We start from the raw sequence: 18,645 nt of genomic DNA on the forward strand, positions 1-18,645 counted from the left end.
CATGCTGAAAAGCTCTTGTCAAATTTTTTTGAAGGGGAGATATAGAATGAGTTCTTTCGTTCTCGGCATTCACGAAATTGAAAAAACACAGCCTTTGCTCGTTGGAGGAAAAGGGTTACATTTAGGGGAATTATCAAAAATTCAAGGAATACAAGTACCGGAAGGATTTTGTGTCACAACCGCAGGATATCAAAAAGCCATTGAACAAAACGAAACATTACAAGCGCTGTTGGATCAACTGACCATGCTGAAAGTGGAGAATCGCGATCAAATTGGTGATGTCAGCAAAAAAATCCGGCAAACCATTATGGAAACAGAAATTCCTTCAGATGTAGTCAAAGCAGTTGCTTATCATCTCTCCCGGTTCGGCGAAGAACATGCCTATGCCGTACGTTCCAGTGCGACAGCTGAGGATTTACCGCATGCCTCTTTTGCCGGTCAACAAGACACCTATTTAAATATTACCGGCGACGATGCGATCTTGAAGCATATCAGTAAATGTTGGGCGTCTCTATTTACGGATCGCGCGGTCATTTACCGTATGCAAAATGGATTTGATCACAGCCAAGTTTATTTATCCGTTATCATCCAAAGGATGGTGTTCCCTCAGGCTTCGGGAATTTTATTTACCGCTGATCCGATAACCGGAAACCGAAAGCTGCTATCCATCGATGCCGGTTTTGGACTTGGTGAAGCACTGGTCTCCGGCTTAGTCTCTGCCGATTGTTATAAAGTACAGGACGGGCAAATCGTCGATAAGAGAATAGAAACTAAAAAATTGGCTATCTATGGACGAAAAGAAGGCGGAACAGAAACACAGGAGATCGCTCTTGATCAGCAAAAGATTCAAACACTGACTGATGAACAAATTTTACAGCTGGCACGTATCGGGAGACAGATCGAAGCTCATTTCGGCCAGCCGCAAGATATCGAATGGTGTTTGGACCGCGATACTTTTTATATTGTCCAAAGCCGGCCGATCACAACGTTATACCCCGTTCCTGAAGCGAACGATCAAGAAAATCACGTCTATATCTCTGTTGGTCATCAGCAAATGATGACGGATCCCATAAAACCCCTTGGATTGTCTTTTTTTCTGTTGACGACTGCTGCACCCATGCGTAAAGCCGGCGGAAGGCTATTCGTTGATGTCACACATCAACTGGCATCTCCTACTGTCAGAGAAGTTTTCTTAAAAGGCATGGGGCAGCACGATCCGCTCTTAAAAGACGCACTTATGACCATAATAGAGCGAGATGATTTCATTAAGCCGATACCTGATAAAACGGCACCGATTCCCGGCAAAGGCAATGCAGATATGCCGGAACAAGCTGAAAACGATCCGGCAATTGTTTCTGATTTGATTAAGAGCAGTCAAGCATCGATAGAAGAGTTAAAACAAAACATCCAGACGAAATCAGGATATGATTTATTTCGTTTTATTTTGGAAGATATCCAGGAATTAAAGAAGATTCTATTTAACCCAAAAAGTTCGGTGTTGATTCGAACTGCAATGGATGCTTCATCATGGATTAACGAAAAAATGAACGAGTGGTTAGGTGAAAAAAACGCAGCAGATACGCTTTCTCAATCTGTACCCCATAATATTACTTCAGAAATGGGGCTTGCGCTATTGGACGTCGCCGATGTGATCCGCCCTTATCCAGAAGTAATTGCCTATTTAGAGAATGTAAAAGATGATCACTTTTTGGATGGGCTTGTGAAGTTTGAAGGCGGGCGGGAAACCCATAAAGCTATCTATGCTTATCTCAACAAGTACGGAATGCGATGTGCCGGAGAAATTGATATCACAAGAACTCGATGGAGCGAAAAACCAACTGCACTTGTCCCTATGATTCTTAATAATCTCAAAAACTTTGAGCCAAATGCCAGCCAGCGGAAATTTGAGCAAGGGCGGCAGGAGGCGTTGAAGAAAGAACAAGAGTTATTAGACCGATTGCAGCAATTACCGGATGGTGAACAAAAAGCCAAAGAAACTAAACGAATGATCCGCATCATCCGGAACTTCAGCGGGTTCAGAGAATATCCAAAATACGGCATGATCAGCCGCTACTTCGTTTATAAGCAGGCTTTACTGAAAGAAGCCGAACAACTCGCAGAAGCGGGCGTTATTCATGAAAAAGAAGACATATACTATCTCACTTTTGAAGAACTTCAGGAAGTCGTACGCACACATAAATTGGATTACCAAATCATCAGCACACGAAAAGGCGAGTACCAAGTATATGAAAAACTATCTCCGCCGCGTGTTATCACATCTGACGGTGAAATCGTTACAGGCGAGTACAAACGAGAAAATCTCCCGGCAGGAGCGATTGCAGGGCTGCCCGTTTCCTCGGGAGTCATAGAGGGGCGGGCACGGGTTATTTTAAACATGGAAGATGCCGATTTGGAAGATGGGGATATATTAGTTACCTCCTATACTGATCCCAGCTGGACACCATTGTTTGTATCCATAAAAGGCCTGGTCACTGAAGTTGGCGGACTGATGACCCACGGAGCGGTTATCGCGCGTGAATACGGCTTACCTGCAGTTGTCGGAGTTGAAAATGCAACCCAATTGATAAAAGATGGGCAGCGAATCCGCGTTCATGGAACAGAAGGCTCTATTGAAATATTATAATAGCGGGGGTGTGCAGCACGTCACCAGATATTTCCCGCATTTTACTAAGAAAAGCCGGAACCTCTTAGAGGAGGAATCCGGTTTTTTTTATGTGAAAATGACTCAATGTGTGAACACCGCATTTTGCGGGTGAGCCCTTCAGTGACTAAATCTTTTTATGAAGGTGAGTAATATCCTTTTTAAGTTCACAACATCTGTAATCCGATGAATTAAAAACGCCTTAGTAACAATTATTTAGGGGCTATGTTCATGAACAAGTCTTTATTCAAAACAAAATGACCTATTGGGTTAATGGCGTTAAAGATGAAGATAAGTCTGGTGTCTTTGAAAAAGAAAAGTCTGCAGAAGATACAACGGGCCCATCATCAAACATGATGAGCGGTTGAACTGGATATGTATCAGATTGTTTAGGCGATAAGAATATTAGCCAATGAGCAATCACTGGTTTAGCTATTTTTATATGGAACTGCTTGCGAATTGTTGATTTTCGGAATCGTTTTTAAAGAATGGATCACAACGCCTTTTGGATTGTTCGCCTCATTCTTTATAGCGGCAATATTGGCGCAGGCAGGGGTGGAAACTCTCCCGCTTACCAGGTAAAAATAAAAAATGTTTATCTCAGATTGGTTTTTTTAAAAAGTAAAAACGCCATAAAACTTCTTATGGCGTCTGTCCGAACTAAGGGATGCAATGTTTGGGAGACGAATATAAATCGTCAATGTGCTAGAAAAGGAATGCAGCACCTACAATGATTAACAAAATGAACAGCACAACAATCAATACGAAAGAGTTTCCGCCATAATTTCCACCGTAGTTCCCCATATTATTGCCACCTCCTGTTGTTAGGATAGTACATAATATGCCGGACGATAAAATTCGACATAGATTTAAGTCTAAATAAGAAAAAATGGATGTTATGTCTAAAATGAAGAGCTTCTAAAACAATAAAATAATGGGAGGTTAACTGAAAGAGAGAAATGGATGGGACGGTTTGCTGTTTAAAGAGGAGGGATATGGCTAAACATGCAATAAAACTGTGTATGAAAGTGGTGAGCATGAAGTTACTTCATCATGCGGAGTCACATACGAAGAGGTACAGGGAAATTATAGTTAACGAAAATATTCATCATTTCCCGGGCAAGCGCAGTATACGACAAATCAAAACAAATCACAAAGGGACGGAAGGTACGATACAAGGAGGCTGCTTGCGGGTTTGTGGTGCAGATAAAGTTTCCGTTTCAAAAAGGTCGTATGTTTATTCGGAACTTTACGTTTATTCCAGCAGAATGCTTGTAAAAGAAAGTCGGCAAAACTGCCGACTTTCCTAACGGAATTTAGATCTCAACAGATCTAAAGAAACCATCGACACGATCACCGGTGCCGCTATCATATTTCAGGATGTATTCTCCTTTTTGGTTAACGCTGAATTCCTGAATGAACGTTTTCCCCGCATTTAATGTCGTAGAGGATATAAGGAAGAAGCTTCCTGATTGAGTGAGGGTATAACGATGACCGGGGCGGATGCGGATCAACTGAAACAAAGTAAATTCCCAGGCAAGAAGTATTTCTTTAACCTGAAACTTTTATAAAGCATTAACGTATTACTTTATAAAGGTAAATAAGGAGGCTTATGAATGGGATTAAAAAATTTCTTTAATACTGAGTTAAAATGCTCTATCTGCGGAAAAACATTAAAATCAGGGGATGAGATAACAGCTTATCTTACACTTCCGAGTGAGAAGAAGATGCCTGTGGGGAGAATGGATAAAGTGTTAAGCAAACACTCTGATAAGGTCTGCTGTAAAAAGTGCAGTGAGTAGGTTTTTAGTGTTATGAGGAACCTCTGGCGGGTTTCCTCATAACAAATATCAACCAATTAAATTAGAAAAAAGCGAAATTGTGATGATTAAAGTAGATAAAGAACTGAGGGATACCAAAGGGATCATTTTTCGTTTACTTTGCTTTTTTGAAGGTTTGTTTAGCTCGTGGATCACTGCACCCCATAAAAGCATGGATGCTAAAATGATAAGACTCATATGTAACAACACTCCTTTGTTTCTATAAATTTTACCATATATATCACAAGGATGTCGATTGAACGAACATCTCTATAAAAAGAAGATGTTTATCTAAAATTGTTGAGAGATTCAGTGAACTATTATGTAGATTAAATTAGAGAAGTTCGAAAAAGGCCTCAAATTACTCAGTGAAGATGAATATGAAGAGGTTCACAGTTCATATCCTACAATTGCTCAAACGTTCAGTCACATCTGCGCGGTGGATGCTATGTGGCTGCAAGTACTTAAAGGAATAGACATGCAGGAAGCAGTGGAAGGTTCTGCGGCTTATGCAGAAAGGGCTCATTTATATTCTGCAGATGAATTTGCGGCGTCTTATGAAGAACTGGCTTCACAGTTTGAAGAATGGATGAATAGCCAAACAGATGTAGAACAAAAAATGAACTTAAATAACCCTTGGTTAGGTTACAGAGAAACTGCTTACTCAGAAATTTTATTCCATGTTGCCAATCACGGAACTTATCATCGGGGCAGCATAACAACTATGTTAAGACAGCAGGGCTACGCTTCGGCAATGAATGACCTTGTATTATATTGGTATCAGGATTAGTTCAGAGAATACTTGCAAAATGAATAACCGCTGAATGGTCTGTAAAGTTTCTTTTCTGAACTAAATGACATCTGGGTGGGGCGCTGAGCAAGAATAGAGATCAAAGGCTGCCGTATCATTCCCGGCAGCCTTAATGATTAGGAAGTAAAATCGATAACCATGCGGCCGGTCACTTTACCTTGCTCCATTTCTTCAAAAATATCATTCACATCTTCAATCGGGCGTTTTGTCACTTTAGGTACAACTTTACCGTCTGCAGCAAATTGAAAAGCTTCCTTCAGGTCTTCTCTGGTACCCACTAATGAACCTACTACCTGAATTCCATCTAACACGAGACGGGGAATATCTAAATCCATTTTGTCCACCGGTAAACCGACAGCGACTACGCGGGCTCCTGCTTTTACAACATCAATCGCTTGATTGAAAGGGGTTTTAGAGACAGCCGTGATGACCACAGCATCAAGCCCTAAATCGTTAGTCACTTCTTTTGCTTTAGCGACGGGGTCTTCGTTTAAACTGTTTACAACCGCATCAGCGCCTAAGCTCTTAGCAAAATTCAATTTTTCATCGCTAATGTCGAAAGCAATTACTTTAGCGTTAAAGACATTTTTTGCATATTGAACAGCCAAGTTGCCTAAACCGCCGACTCCAAATACACCGATCCATTGACCTGGTTTAATCTCACTGACTTTAACCGCTTTATAAGTTGTTACACCTGCACAAGTAATGCTGCTTGCTGCTGCAGGATCTAAATTTTCCGGCACCTTTATTGCATAATCAACCGCTACGATTGCTTCTTCAGCCATTGCGCCGTCAACTGTATAGCCGGCATTTTTTATATCGCGGCACAAGGTTTCACGGCCAGTTAGGCAATATTCACAGCAGCCGCAGCTTTCAAACATCCAGGCAATAGAGACGCGGTCGCCCTTTTTCAAACTTGTTACACCTTCACCAATCTCAGTTACAATGCCTATTCCCTCATGACCTAAAGTGACGCCAGTAACATCCCCGAAATCAGCATTTTTAACATGCAAGTCAGTATGACATACACCACAGTATTCTATCTTAACTTTGGCTTCACCATGTCGCAAAGGACGTAATTCTTTTTGTACGATCGCTATACTTTTGTCTTTTGTTGCTACTACTGCTTTCAAATCATGCACCCCTTTCGAATATTAGCAGAAAATTTTTACTTATCTTACAATTTAGCACACTGCTCTCCTTTTGAAAACCCTTACATTTTTGCAGACAAGTGTCTCTACAAAAATTGAGGGAGCTATGCAGGGAGGATTCTATGGATGATTTGTCATCTCCAAATGCACAGAATGCTTTGAATTTGTGGTCGTAATCTTTCTGCCGATATTTGACTTGCACTGCAGAGAATTACACTGGCAGGAGATGATTTTACCCTTAGTGAAAAGAATTTCACGGGTAATCATTTGAACTTGAGCGCGGCTGATAAGGTGAATGGTGATGCAAACAGAAATCATTACTTATTGATCACAAAAGGAGCCGGCTGCGGAGATGTGTGGATTAAAGGCTTTTACGGATTCGAACACGATGAGCCGGATGCAGATTGGTGAGCGATACACAGTCAAGGTATTTCCTTGACCTTTTTTAATGGCAATAAAATTTCTGGATATTAAGATAGTGAATTGATGATCTGCCAAAAAACATAGATCTTTTAAAGTAATGGATTTATACTGATTTTAAACAATAAAAAATGGAAATTTTATTTTTATAAAAAGCAGGTGAAATATATGGAAGCAGCGTCTTGGAGCAAAAGGCAAAGCTATACTTACACATTGGCTTTTTCAAGTTTGTCGTATGGTTTGATCTTCGGGCTATATATGTTTGTATACTCGGGTTTTGTGCCATTTGCATTGGTTACTGTGGTTATCATTGCTTTTTACGCATTTATTACTTACTTTTTGTTTGCTGTTCCTGTGCAACTATGGCTAAGAAAGAAGCCTAAACAGTTTAGCTTGGTTCATCTTTTCATTTATACAGCAGTCGCTTTTTCAGCCGTGTTCTTGTTCTGGCACATAGATAATCCGCCAATTGATTTCACAGTTTTCAGAAGTTTCATTTATTACATAATGAGCTTTGTTGCTGCGTTCATATATTGGTTCTGGGACTCTATATTTCTGAGAAATTACAATGTTCACTGCAAGTAAAGCTGATGTTTCCAAAAGAAAGCGGGTGAGGAAAAATGAAATACATTGAGTTGACTAGGGACAATATTGATGACAATCATATTTGCTGTGCATTAGGTACGAAACAATATGAGGATGTGGTAAATGAAAAGAAGAGCTGGCTCTAGGATCGGATGATTGATGGCTTGGTGTTCTATCGCCTAAACGAACGGGCAAAAGTTTTTATTGAATATTTACCTGCAGAAGAAGCGTGGGTTCCGGTAAGCGCACCTCATTTTATGTTTATTAATTGTCTTTGGGTCTCAGGTAAATATAAGAATAACGGACATGCGACACACTTGTTAGAAAAATGTGTGTCAGATGCAAAATCCCGCGGTATGGATGGGATAGTTCATATAGTGGGGAAGAAAAAACTCCCTTATTTAAGTGATAAGCATTTCTTTGAACATATGGGATTTGCTGTGCAAGATGAAGCAGAACCCTATTTTCAGTTGATGTCACTGACGTGGAATAAACATGCATATCCTCCTGTATTTAAAAAACAGGTGAAAAGTAATTCCGTTAATGATGAGGGAATCACAATATTTTATACAGCCCAATGCCCATTTGCAGTTGGATTGTTAAAGGATTTAAAGGAACTGACTGAAAAGAAAGGACTTCATTTTCAGGCCCGGCGAATAACGACAAAAGATATGGCGCAAAAATCCCCGGCAGTTTGGACGACTTTCAGCGTGTTTTATAATGGGACATTTCTCACTCATGAGATGATGAGCGTGAATAAGTTTGAAAAAATACTCAATAAGCTTTTAATGGCTTAACTTTGTTTTAATTACTATTCCTCGTTTCTATATTGATACTGAGGGTTTTTTACGAAAATTGTTCAGTACTTTACATCGCGGGCGGCAAATGAATGATTTATGTTTTTTGACAAAGATGATAACGTCCATCATTATAGTAAAAATAGATTGAGATAAGTTCTTCAACAAACGAATAAGATCTGTTGAAGAAGTTCTTTTCAAAGATCGATAACAATGAAACAGGAGACTGCATATGCAAAAAATTGAAACCCTTCGCTTTAATTTTAAGAAATTTTACCGAGAGAGATGCGCAAGGTCTGTTGGAATATTCTGCACATCCGAGAGTGAATTGCTTTCTTGATGACAGAATGTCTACGTTAGAAGAAGCTGCCGTAAACGTTCAAAAAAGAAGCCGAGATGACTCTTATATTGCAGTTTGTTTAAAAGACAGTAATGATCTGGTCGGAGAACTATTTTATTTAAAAGAAGAGCCAGGTACCTATTCTGTTTGTTGGAATTTCAATGCCCGTTTTGAAGGGAAGGGATACGCAAGTGAAAGTGCGAAGGCTTTCTTTGAGTATCTCTTTATGCAAAAAGAAGCAAAAAGGCTTTATGCATATGTTGAAGATGATAACTGCAGGTCACAAAAATTATGTGAAAGATTAGGAATGCGTAAAGAAGGTTATTTTCTTGAATTTATTTCATTTACTGCACACGAGGATGGAACACCTAAATATGAAAACACTTACCAATACGCATTGCTAAAGAAAGAATGGTTAAAACAAAACAATAGTTAATAGAATTTGTGGGGAAATAATCTCCCCTTTGTCGAAAAAACCTTGCTGAAAGCAGGTTTTTTTGTATTTAAGTTAAATACTTCATTAGGTTACCGATCATACCAATGGATTATGGAATTGAAAAAAGTACTTAGATTAGTAACGATCAAAAAGATTAAGCTTGAAGGTTGGGAAAAACATAAAATTCGTTATAGCAACGTTGTAAAATTGGAGAGAGGATGAATGTGATGGACATTTTGCAGTTTAACGACAGAAGGAGCGGGAAGTAATCGAATCAGCAATGTTCAATTCATTTTGATGAATTTAAAGATGCGCTCGAGAATGGAAAAATGGTTACGAAAGATAATATGCTTTGAGAAATCAAGCAATTAACGCTTATAAAACATCTATTTAATTTTAAATCGGCGTTTCGGTGAACTTTATATCATTTCTGTTTTCGTAAACATATTTAAAAACGAAATAAGAATTAAAATATGCAGACAAAGCGGCGAAGCATATCGCATAAAAGGTGTTATCAGATGCATGACCGTGCCTAAAAATAAAACTTATGAAGAAAGGAACTCTAACTTGAAATCAAATTTAGTTTCGTTTCTATTAGCATTGTCAGGATTTATATTCAGTATTTATATGCAGCCAATGGCTTACTGGAGCAATGACTCTATTCTGTGGTATTGGGTCGGTGCGGTTTTGTCGTATCTATTTGCTGCAGGATCAATGGTTACTCTGATTCTTAACAAAAACAAAGACTCAATTCTAACAATAAGTTGTCTCATTTTAATGATTGTAACCGTTATGCTTATTTTAGTCACAACTTTTTGGACGACTTTTATCATTATTGCATGGCAGTCTGGGATGTGAAGCTAAGGGGAATATGATCTTCTTAGTATTTTTTTATTCCTGGAATTAGAATCCCTTTATATTATTCTTTCAAATTAAAAGTAACAATTCTAATGTTCAAACGTTCTAAATGATAAAGGCGGGATGTCATGAAAAAACGTAAAGTCATTAAAACATTGCTGGTTATTATCACTGTTCTCATAATAGCAGCCGGATTTGCACTGTTTTCTTTCATTTCAGGAGAAAAAGTTAAATATATCGGCTATAGCCAAAGCAAGACGTGGGAAGCGTCAATCGAAAAATCAGGCAAGACCTCTATCGGCCCTAACTATTTCTTGAATTTGTATTACAGAGGTAATAAAGTGAATGAAAAGAACACGGTGATTAAGAGATTAACATTATTTGTTGACGGCCGGATATGGTGAAGATAAAGACTATCATCTTTCAGAATACACCGGAGAGAAATTAGAAGGCGGCGGAACGGGAGAAGACCATATTCAGACGTTTGAATATATGCCCGAAAATGAAGTGATCGGTCATGAAATCACTGTTGAAGCAACATGGAAAACCGATCATGAGTCCTATTCAGAAAAATTCTATCTGAAAAGAACGCATTGGTATGACTGAAAGAATAAAAAGAGGGCGGTATAACCCTCTTTTTGACCAGAGCCTTTATTTTTGACTGTTTTTCCTCGATGTGCTGAAGTCGATAAAAGAGGCATTGGAGCCGATAAAATTACTTACTAAGACATACATAAAGAAACCATTAAAAGCTCCCTGCCGGCATCCGTAAAAAAGAATGGATAATGAGATAAGCAATACAGCCGTAAGCAAGTCTGCAGCCAAACCTATTTTACGGTGAGACTGAAAATATGCTCTTAATCTTCTGATATTGTTCAAAGCTGACACCTCTTGATGCTTATGCATAAGAAAATAATACCATTGAAATATATGTAATATCAATGAATAAGGTTGGAAACGGAGGGGTTCAAAGTTGGGGCGATCTTGTGTAAAAGAAAGGATCAGGATGAATGTGACCAGCATCCACCCTGATCAATGGGGTTCACAGTGTTCTATTTCATTGTATTCCAATCGGAATAATATTACAAGGGTGAAAAAGCGGAATGTTTTCGGCTTCTTCTGCCTCTGGAGCGGGAAAAGGAAAGTGAGATGTTTGAATGAAAATAAATGATTATCTGAAGGAAAGGTTTCCGACTTTAAAATTAGTGCCCGGCATTTATCATCAATGGGACGTGGGAATTCATTTTTCTCTCGGCGGCAATATGTATCAATTTAATGAAAGCGGTGCTTTGAATCTTGAGTATTTTCAGCTTGTTTATCATCAAACCGCCGCACTTTTCAATGAGCTGTTTGAACATAGCGATGACATGTTCCTTGTTGCCAATGTGTATAAGCACAAAACTCAAGGTAATCACGCGAGAAAATTAAAGGTTTATCAGCCGTTTCTGAAGTGTAAGGATGATTTATATCGGATTCAAGTGAAGACCTGTCCATGCCCGGTCGAAGAAGAATATGAAATACAGCAGTTTTCTCTATTATGTAAACGGAAAGATCTGCGTATTCCCCAATTACTTAAGGCAGCCGTCCACGAAGATTTTCCGCTGAAGCCAAGGTTCGGGGGCTGTTCCGTTGGGTATCCTGATGTTTTCTTTGTGAATATGACAAAAGATATTATTTTCTTTCTGTATGATGACAGAGGGTGTGAAGTCATTGCTCTTGATGCCGGAAGAATACGAAAGCTTTATGATCAATATCACGATTGGATTGAATTGGACTGAAAATGAACACATGAATTCGAATCCGCTTGTGCCGGCTTTGTTCTTGCCTAGTCCGGCTGCATGAGTATAATGGGCAGAATTGAAGGACGCCAGAAACTTTTTTTTCTCTCATACCGACCTTCTGTATGTTAAGCTTCTGTATTTATTTTGAACGAATTCCTATTTGTAAAACGGCTGAATAGAATAACATAAAAGCTTTTTTACACAGTGCAGGAGGAGAGAAATGTGAGGGCTGAACACCGTTATTGTATGGAAATTGGAATTTATTCATTTGCAGAATTATATCCCGATCCTCTGACAGGGAAAACAGTCAGCGCAAAGCAGCGGATAGATGAATTGATGAAGCTGGCGAAACTGGCTGACGACGCAGGGCTTGATGTATTCGGTGTAGGCGAGCATCATCGTCTTGATTATGCGGTATCTTCGCCGCCGACCATCTTATCAGCGATTTCACAGATCACTGAAAATATTAAGCTGACCAGTGCCACGACTGTATTATCCACCGCAGATCCCGTCCGTTTATTTGAGGATTTTGCAACGCTTGATCTGATTTCAGACGGCCGGGCGGAAATCATTGCGGGACGGGGCGCATTTTTAGACTCGTTTCCTCTTTTCGGTTATGACGTAGGCCATTATAAAGAACTGTTTGAAGAACACATTGACCTTTTTTTGAAATTAAATTCCGGGGAAGAATCGGTTACCTGGAAAGGACGTTACCGGCCGCCGCTGCGCGAAGCAGAAATTTCTCCTCGGCCTTTTCGCGGAAGCATTCCGCTATGGTTAGGTGTTTCGGGGACTCCGGAAAGCGCAGAACGGGCCGGGCGTGCAGGTGCGGGGTTGGCATTAGCTGTACTGAGCGGTGATCCGATGTCATCTAAGCCGCTTGTTGACAAATACCGGGAAGCGGCTTCTAAAGCCGGTCATCCTCCGGAAAATGTGAAGGTTGCCGTAACCGGACATATGTTCATTTCAAAAACGAATGAACAGGCAATACAAGAATTTTATCCGTATCATTCAAATTACTGGTCTCACGTTCATTCATATCACGGGATCGATGAGCCTTTAACGAAGGAAGATTTTGAGCGGGCGTCCGGAAAAGAAACAGCTTTATTTGTGGGAAGCTCACAGCAGATCATTGAAAAAATCATGCATCAATACGAGTTATTCGGACATCAGCGATTTCTCGCGCAAATCGATATAGGAGGTATGCCGTTTAAAAAAGCCGCGGAAAACATCGAACGATTAGCAGCGGAAGTAGCACCGGTTATCCGAAAAGAAACCGGCAAATCCAGCGAATGAAGTTCTGAGCAAAATAGGCGGGCCGGTCAATCGCGGATTCGACAACAGAATCGGTCCGGCTTTTTCTTTATGATTATAAAAAACAAAGGGAAAAGCGCCAACCTCATTGCTTTTTCCTATCAAGAAAAGGAAGGTCATTTCATCCTCCATCGTGAAGTGTATATACTGAAAGGTTTTTATTAACAAAAGAGGGAGGATGATGCAGTAATGAAGGGTTTAGTCAAAGCTGCAGTTTTAACTGTTACTCTTGGTATTGGAGGCGCTTTCTATTCAAGTGATGCATCTGCGCACGGGTATATAAAAGAGCCCGTCAGCAGAGCGTACATGGGAGCATTAGAGAAACAAACATTGGGCTGGACGGCCGCTGCGCAGAAATATGGCTCCGTCATTGATAATCCTCAGTCTGTAGAAGGGCCGAAAGGATTTCCGGCTGCAGGTCCGCCGGATGGAAGAATTGCGTCTGCAAATGGGGGATCGGGACAAATTGACTTCGGTTTAGACAAGCAGACTGCAGATTATTGGGTGAAACAAAACATCCGCGGCGGTTTTAACACCTTTACTTGGTACTACACGGCCCCTCATGCGACATCAAAGTGGCACTATTATATCACCAAGAAAAACTGGAATCCGAATAAACCTTTGTCAAGAGATGAATTCGAATTAATCGGAACGGTAAACCACGACGGTTCCAAGGCAGATACGAATCTGACTCATAAGATTTTTGTGCCGACTGATCGAAGCGGGTATCATGTCATTTTAGGGGTATGGGACGTTGCGGATACTTCCAATGCCTTCTATAACGTCATCGATGTAAACCTTACACAATAATCTATGAATTACTGATCGGCTGCATGTTGATACATCGGCCGATCTTTTTAGTTTTAATGTGTGAATGAAAAGGGGAAAAACAGCAGAGCGCCATAAACATTTCATTTATGGCGCCGTACGATCATGGAGGTGCTGCTGACATGGATGCGGAGGTAAGAGGATTCTTAATAACCGCCGAGGAAAGAAGCCCCAACGATGATTAATAAAATGAATAGCACCACGATTAACGCAAAGGAGCTACCATAACCACCTGAGAATCCCATATAATCTCACCTCCTAAAGAGGATTAATACATATTATGCCGAAATGAAAAGTTTGATAGGGATGTTAGTTTACTTTTTGAAAAAAGTTTTTTTAGTCTGCATATATTTTCTTCTCACATTTCTTTTAAAGGGGGACCGTAAATGCTTCCTGTAATAGAAACGGACAGACTTATTCTTAGAGAAGTTGAAAAGAAAGATGCAAAGCAAATATTTGCTTGTTTTTCAAATGCAAATGTAACACGCTATTATGGTTTGGAACCTTTTGATTCAATGGAACAGGCTGAAAAAATGATTGGCTGGTTTAAAGATCAATATCATGATAAAAAGGGAATGCGATGGGGAATCGAGAGAAAAGATGCAAAGGGAATAATCGGAACTATTGGTTTTAACTCTTGGGTGCCCAAGCATAAGCGGGCGGAGGTCGGTTATGAGATTCATCCGAATTATTGGAGGAATGGCTATGCTTTTGAAGCGTTGGAGAATGTTCTTTCTTTTGGGTTTGAAAAGCTTAGGCTGCATCGTATAGGCGCTGTTGTTTTCATTGAGAATGCAGCGTCTCATCAATTACTGATAAAGGCGGGGTTTCAATCTGAAGGAATTTTGAGAAGATATATGTATCAAAACGGACTGCCCCATGATACACGTGTATATTCTATACTGAATGAGATCGTTAACGAATAAATTGAAAATTCGTCGTTTTGTCAAGTGTTCTGCGGTAAATAAAAAAAGCCGATGAAGGCTTAACATTGATTAGACGCTGTAAAGCATTCTTTTTGCTGCGCTTTCTGCAGACGGAGTTTGATTGTAAGAAACGATTCCGATAATCACTAACAAGATGATGAACACCAATATGCTCCACAACACTATTTTTAAAGACTTTGACATGGTATACCCTCACTTTGAAAGACTTTACCGGGGCTGCGATCGGAGCCCGCACTTCAAGTATAGTCGTTATAACGGTGAAAAATGTGCAGTCCAGTTAAAAAAAACTTGCGGCAGCGCCCGCAAGTTTTCTCCGTATTAAGGTCTGTGGAATTCAATATGCTGATTATCACGATCGAACCACCCTCTGAATGCCCAATTGATCCAGCCCCCGTCTCCTTTGTTATCGAAGGACCCGTCTTCGAAGACCCAGATTCCGTAAGTAATACCGTCATAAACGGCTGATCCGTAAAATTGAACGCCGTTAAAGCGGTCTTCATATTCTTGATTTAAATTGAACACCATGACGTTGTACTTCTGTCCTGATGCGTAAAATGTTGTTTCCATGACATTTTTTACCCAGCCGGCTCGGTTTTGATCTGACTTAACCGCTTCAGCAATGCGATCTGAGATTCCGAGAACATCTACGTTTACGTTCAGCCCGGCATCAACACCTGCTGCTTTTACGTTTTGGTCTGCTGTTTTGGATAATTTACTTTCTAACGGATTTGCAACGGGTGAAACGTGAGGCGCGTTTGCGTGTTCAGACTGACTGGCTGCTGAGGCACTGGCTGTGAAAGGAATTGTTAGAGATAAAGCTAAGCATGATCCGACTATCGTTCTGGCGATTTTCATGGCTATGACCTCCTGAGGAAATTTTTAAAAATTGTTGCAAATTCACGGTATCGCAGAAAAATTGACCAAGCAAAGAGTAGATTTTCTCAAAAGTCATGTCATTCTATTTGTGTTGTTTTCTGTAAATGAAATACTTTTAATTAAGCGAAAAGGGAAGAAAATAATAGAGTCTTTTTATGTATTGTGATAGGATGGACTGATTTTGTGTGAAAATAGCCCGGAGAAACGCCATAATAAGAAAAACACCCGGAGTTTACCGGGTGTAAAAAGTGTTGATATGTCAAGTTAGCAGCATTTTTTACATTTTTTGCATTTTCTTTTATAAACAACGATGTAATCATAATCAAGATGCTTTTTATCTTGTTTCTTCTTTTTTTGTTTAGGCTGCTTTGGGTGGTGATCATAATGTCCGTTCATATCCATGTCCATATCCATACCCATATCCATACTCATAATTCCTCCTTTTTTCATCTGACGGTAGTATTCTATGACAGAAAGCATGGATGGCTTGGACAAATGAAACGGTATGCTGAAAAAGAGGCATTTCATTCGGTATAAAAAACAGGATCATACCCGCCCGATAGAAAAGAGAGGAGATGATCCTGATATTGAGATCCTATTTGATAACCGCAATTGCAATGCCGTACCCTTTTTCAGAACTGTATAAGGCTGTCAGTTTCAATACCTTCCAGCCTTCCGCGGCTTTAGTCCCGATTCCGTTATGAGCCGTGATATAATCTCCCGGGCTGACCGTACTGTCGACCCGTACGTAATGCCGGCCGTTGAGTCCGACAATGTGCCATTCGTCTCTGGCCGCGCGTGCTTCATAGTCAGCTTCAAGAGCCGGACTGCAGTCTGGGTTTTGTTTCGGCACGCGTACCGTTTCTCCTGTTTCCTCGTCAGTCACATTTTCGTATATGAAACCGCCGAACTCGTTTGTCAAAAAGCGGCTTTGCCATCCGAAGCTTGCGGCTCCTGAGATAAAAGCGGCTGTTTCTGAAATGACGCCGAGCATGTAATCTCCGACGTGAGCCGATTCAATTTTTTCGCCTTTCACTGTGACGATTGTCCCGGCGGGAATTGTCTGGCCGGTTACACTTTCAAAATATTCTCCGTACCCTGACAGGGAAGAGGTGACAGCTCCGGCGAACGTACCGTGGCCGCCCGCTGAATCCAATTTCCATTTGATGGACTGATGCCCTCCGGCAACCGTGTATGGTTCTTCCAATGTAATGCTTTCTGATGACAGAATCGTTCTGGAGACTTTGCTGCCCGTAATATGGGCATTGTTTGAAGCGGCGATAAATGCCCTTGAACCTTCAGAACTTGAACCTCCGGAAGAGCTGATGATCGCATTTCTGTCACCTCTGGCTGTAATATCGCCTGTTCCCGCAATAACGGCGCTTGTCGGGTTGAATGCAAAACCGGAGCTGGTCGCGAGCTGTGCGCCTCCCTTTAAATTGACGGGGATCTGCTCATAAGTCTGTCCTTTTATAGATGCGGCCGCGCTGTAACCTTCCGCTTGCACCCCGAGAATGACGGCCTGACTGTTAGGGGACGTAATTCCGACGGAACCGCCGTCTCCGATCATCGTACCGTTCATAATATTTACGTTATATTGGCCTCCTCCGATTGAGATGCCTTTAGGAGATGACTTGTATATATCAAAATTTAAAATTTTAACATAATCGGTTTTATTTGATCCGCCGGATATATTGATGTCAACACCGGCTTGTGTAAAGCCGCGTATTTTAATGCCGTTGATCGTGATATTTTGACTGCGGTATTGAAGAGCCACGACTGGATTCCCGCCATAGTCGTATGAGGGATCACCAATAGCTGTGAATCCGTTTACATTAACGTTTTTATAGGCAGAGATGACCAGCGCCCTCGGGGTCACACCGTCATAGAGAGCATTGAATACCGGTTCAATCGCGGTGCAATCGGTTAAAGTAACATCATAAGCCGTCGTGCTTTCGGGGTCTGAGGCCTGATGATGGCCGATATGACGAATATCAAATGAACGTACATCACGATACGAAACATGACCGATAATATGAACATTTTGAGAAGCCGGCCACAGGCTGTGCGCCTTTACCTCAATCCCGCGGATATTTCCGCTCGTATAGTTATTTAAAAGCCATACATGTTTAGAGCCGTCGTCAATTTCAATGCCGTTCGAGTTTGCGCTGCCTTCAGCATGCTCTGTGCCGCGGGGGTTTCCGGAATGGCAGTTGGAAATGAAAATATACTCGCTGTAATGGGTGGTAATGCCGTCGTCTCCGGCGCCGTATGCCACACAGTTATCAATCCATATATATCGGCAGCCGTCTTTCGTCCATTCTGTTTCAGGCAAATGATCGTAAGTCGGAGATGTAATATCAATACCATGGAGACCCGCGTTAACCGTTTCAACATTCTTAATCCAGCCGTATTGCACATTAGCAAACGTTAAACAGCTGGAAAACTGTCCTCCGGGGTTCCTGACCCCGCATTGACGATCAGGATTCCAGTCTAAAGTCATGTTTTCGACAAAAATATTACGGTTTCCATTTTCGTAATCATCGTTAGTAATGACCCATTCGTATGCGGGAGTGTCCTCATGAAGCTTAAGCACGGTAATCCCTTGTCCCTCACCGGAAATGGTAGTCCATGAGGGGAGTTTTATCCCTTGAACCAAAAATTCTCCTGCGGGAACATTTACTTTGACCCGGCCGTTCCCGATCGCTCTCCGAAAGGCTTCCGTATTGTCCCGGCCGTCAGGGATCGCTCCGTAGTCCTCCACATTCACTTCCCGGGTGATTTTATTCATAAGCATTTCGTATTCGGTATCAAGCCGTTCTTTTAAAAGTGAGGTGACCATTCCTTCCGCCGTCACCCGGGCATCTGCGATCTCAAGATTATCATCCGTTGCGGAATGCTTAATAAAATTCTGCATCCTTGCTTTGAGATGCTCCAATTCAGAGGGATGTGCAGGGCGAGACTGCAATGGGGCGTTTAAAGACGGATCAGGAAAGTTTTTAAATTGAACCATTCTAAA

The 18,645-nt window shown here is 41.0% G+C and carries 17 protein-coding genes and 3 pseudogenes; 13 read left to right on the plus strand and 7 right to left on the minus strand.

Going from position 1 to position 18,645, the window contains the following annotated elements:
- The first annotated feature begins 46 nt into the window (after positions 1-46).
- On the plus strand, positions 47-2,644 hold the full coding sequence (ppsA, locus tag G9F50_RS05355; protein WP_060561654.1) for a phosphoenolpyruvate synthase: 2,598 nt from the start codon (positions 47-49) through the stop codon (positions 2,642-2,644).
- 723 nt (positions 2,645-3,367) lie between these two features.
- On the opposite strand, the gene G9F50_RS05360 is transcribed toward ppsA, so the two are convergent.
- Positions 3,368-3,466 carry a YjcZ family sporulation protein gene (locus G9F50_RS05360; protein WP_072589120.1) on the minus strand — a complete coding sequence of 33 codons (99 nt, stop codon included), beginning with the start codon at positions 3,464-3,466 and terminating at the stop codon, positions 3,368-3,370.
- A gap of 812 nt (positions 3,467-4,278) precedes the next feature.
- Here G9F50_RS05360 and G9F50_RS05365 point away from each other — a divergent pair.
- Positions 4,279-4,464 carry a hypothetical protein gene (locus G9F50_RS05365; protein WP_003154035.1) on the plus strand — a complete coding sequence of 62 codons (186 nt, stop codon included), beginning with the start codon at positions 4,279-4,281 and terminating at the stop codon, positions 4,462-4,464.
- A 346-nt stretch (positions 4,465-4,810) separates the two neighbouring features.
- Complete coding sequence (locus G9F50_RS05370) at positions 4,811-5,272, plus strand: DinB family protein (protein WP_060561652.1); 462 nt, start codon at positions 4,811-4,813, stop codon at positions 5,270-5,272.
- Between the two features lie 137 nt (positions 5,273-5,409).
- Here G9F50_RS05370 and adhP read toward each other — a convergent pair whose 3' ends face one another.
- Positions 5,410-6,426, minus strand: coding sequence for an alcohol dehydrogenase AdhP (gene adhP, locus G9F50_RS05375; protein ID WP_060561651.1), 1,017 nt, complete (start codon positions 6,424-6,426; stop codon positions 5,410-5,412).
- A 285-nt stretch (positions 6,427-6,711) separates the two neighbouring features.
- On the opposite strand from adhP, the gene G9F50_RS05380 reads away from it, so the two are divergent.
- The 9 genes and pseudogenes from G9F50_RS05380 (at position 6,712) to G9F50_RS05420 (ending at position 13,785) form a co-directional block, all read left to right on the plus strand.
- On the plus strand, positions 6,712-6,855 hold the full coding sequence (locus G9F50_RS05380; protein WP_007611678.1) for a hypothetical protein: 144 nt from the start codon (positions 6,712-6,714) through the stop codon (positions 6,853-6,855).
- Between the two features lie 177 nt (positions 6,856-7,032).
- A complete protein-coding gene (locus G9F50_RS05385) occupies positions 7,033-7,449 on the plus strand; it encodes a UPF0715 family protein (protein WP_060561650.1) in 417 nt (138 codons plus the stop codon).
- Positions 7,450-7,484: 35 nt separating this feature from the next.
- A pseudogene (locus tag G9F50_RS05390) lies at positions 7,485-8,246 on the plus strand (GNAT family N-acetyltransferase).
- 232 nt (positions 8,247-8,478) lie between these two features.
- Positions 8,479-9,022, plus strand: a pseudogene (locus tag G9F50_RS05395) (GNAT family N-acetyltransferase).
- Positions 9,023-9,544: 522 nt separating this feature from the next.
- Positions 9,545-9,880, plus strand: coding sequence for a DUF3902 family protein (locus tag G9F50_RS05400; protein WP_207195667.1), 336 nt, complete (start codon positions 9,545-9,547; stop codon positions 9,878-9,880).
- Positions 9,881-10,008: 128 nt separating this feature from the next.
- Positions 10,009-10,486, plus strand: a pseudogene (locus G9F50_RS05405) (DUF4944 domain-containing protein).
- Positions 10,487-11,037: 551 nt separating this feature from the next.
- Entirely contained in the window at positions 11,038-11,658 is a 621-nt protein-coding gene (locus G9F50_RS05410) for a DUF3885 domain-containing protein (protein WP_060561647.1), read from the plus strand.
- Between the two features lie 225 nt (positions 11,659-11,883).
- Positions 11,884-12,957: an LLM class flavin-dependent oxidoreductase gene (locus G9F50_RS05415; RefSeq protein ID WP_060561646.1), complete on the plus strand. Its 1,074-nt coding sequence runs from the start codon at positions 11,884-11,886 to the stop codon at positions 12,955-12,957.
- Between the two features lie 207 nt (positions 12,958-13,164).
- Positions 13,165-13,785 carry a lytic polysaccharide monooxygenase auxiliary activity family 9 protein gene (locus G9F50_RS05420; RefSeq protein ID WP_003154023.1) on the plus strand — a complete coding sequence of 207 codons (621 nt, stop codon included), beginning with the start codon at positions 13,165-13,167 and terminating at the stop codon, positions 13,783-13,785.
- 164 nt (positions 13,786-13,949) lie between these two features.
- Here G9F50_RS05420 and G9F50_RS05425 read toward each other — a convergent pair whose 3' ends face one another.
- Positions 13,950-14,048: a YjcZ family sporulation protein gene (locus G9F50_RS05425; RefSeq protein ID WP_003154022.1), complete on the minus strand. Its 99-nt coding sequence runs from the start codon at positions 14,046-14,048 to the stop codon at positions 13,950-13,952.
- Positions 14,049-14,189: 141 nt separating this feature from the next.
- Here G9F50_RS05425 and G9F50_RS05430 point away from each other — a divergent pair, with 141 nt between their 5' ends.
- On the plus strand, positions 14,190-14,729 hold the full coding sequence (locus G9F50_RS05430) for a GNAT family N-acetyltransferase (protein WP_060561645.1): 540 nt from the start codon (positions 14,190-14,192) through the stop codon (positions 14,727-14,729).
- 69 nt (positions 14,730-14,798) lie between these two features.
- On the opposite strand, the gene G9F50_RS20535 is transcribed toward G9F50_RS05430, so the two are convergent.
- The 4 genes from G9F50_RS20535 to G9F50_RS05445 form a co-directional block, all read right to left on the minus strand.
- A complete protein-coding gene (locus G9F50_RS20535; protein WP_023356917.1) occupies positions 14,799-14,933 on the minus strand; it encodes a hypothetical protein in 135 nt (44 codons plus the stop codon).
- A gap of 135 nt (positions 14,934-15,068) precedes the next feature.
- Positions 15,069-15,605, minus strand: a complete 537-nt coding sequence (locus G9F50_RS05435) for a hypothetical protein (protein WP_060561644.1) — start codon at positions 15,603-15,605, stop codon at positions 15,069-15,071.
- A gap of 285 nt (positions 15,606-15,890) precedes the next feature.
- On the minus strand, positions 15,891-16,052 hold the full coding sequence (locus G9F50_RS05440; protein WP_020955874.1) for a hypothetical protein: 162 nt from the start codon (positions 16,050-16,052) through the stop codon (positions 15,891-15,893).
- 169 nt (positions 16,053-16,221) lie between these two features.
- Positions 16,222-18,639, minus strand: a complete 2,418-nt coding sequence (locus G9F50_RS05445) for a peptidase G2 autoproteolytic cleavage domain-containing protein (RefSeq protein ID WP_060561643.1) — start codon at positions 18,637-18,639, stop codon at positions 16,222-16,224.
- Positions 18,640-18,645: the final 6 nt, after the last annotated feature.

Source organism: Bacillus sp. EKM206B, assembly GCF_011066015.1.
Taxonomy (GTDB): domain Bacteria; phylum Bacillota; class Bacilli; order Bacillales; family Bacillaceae; genus Bacillus; species Bacillus velezensis.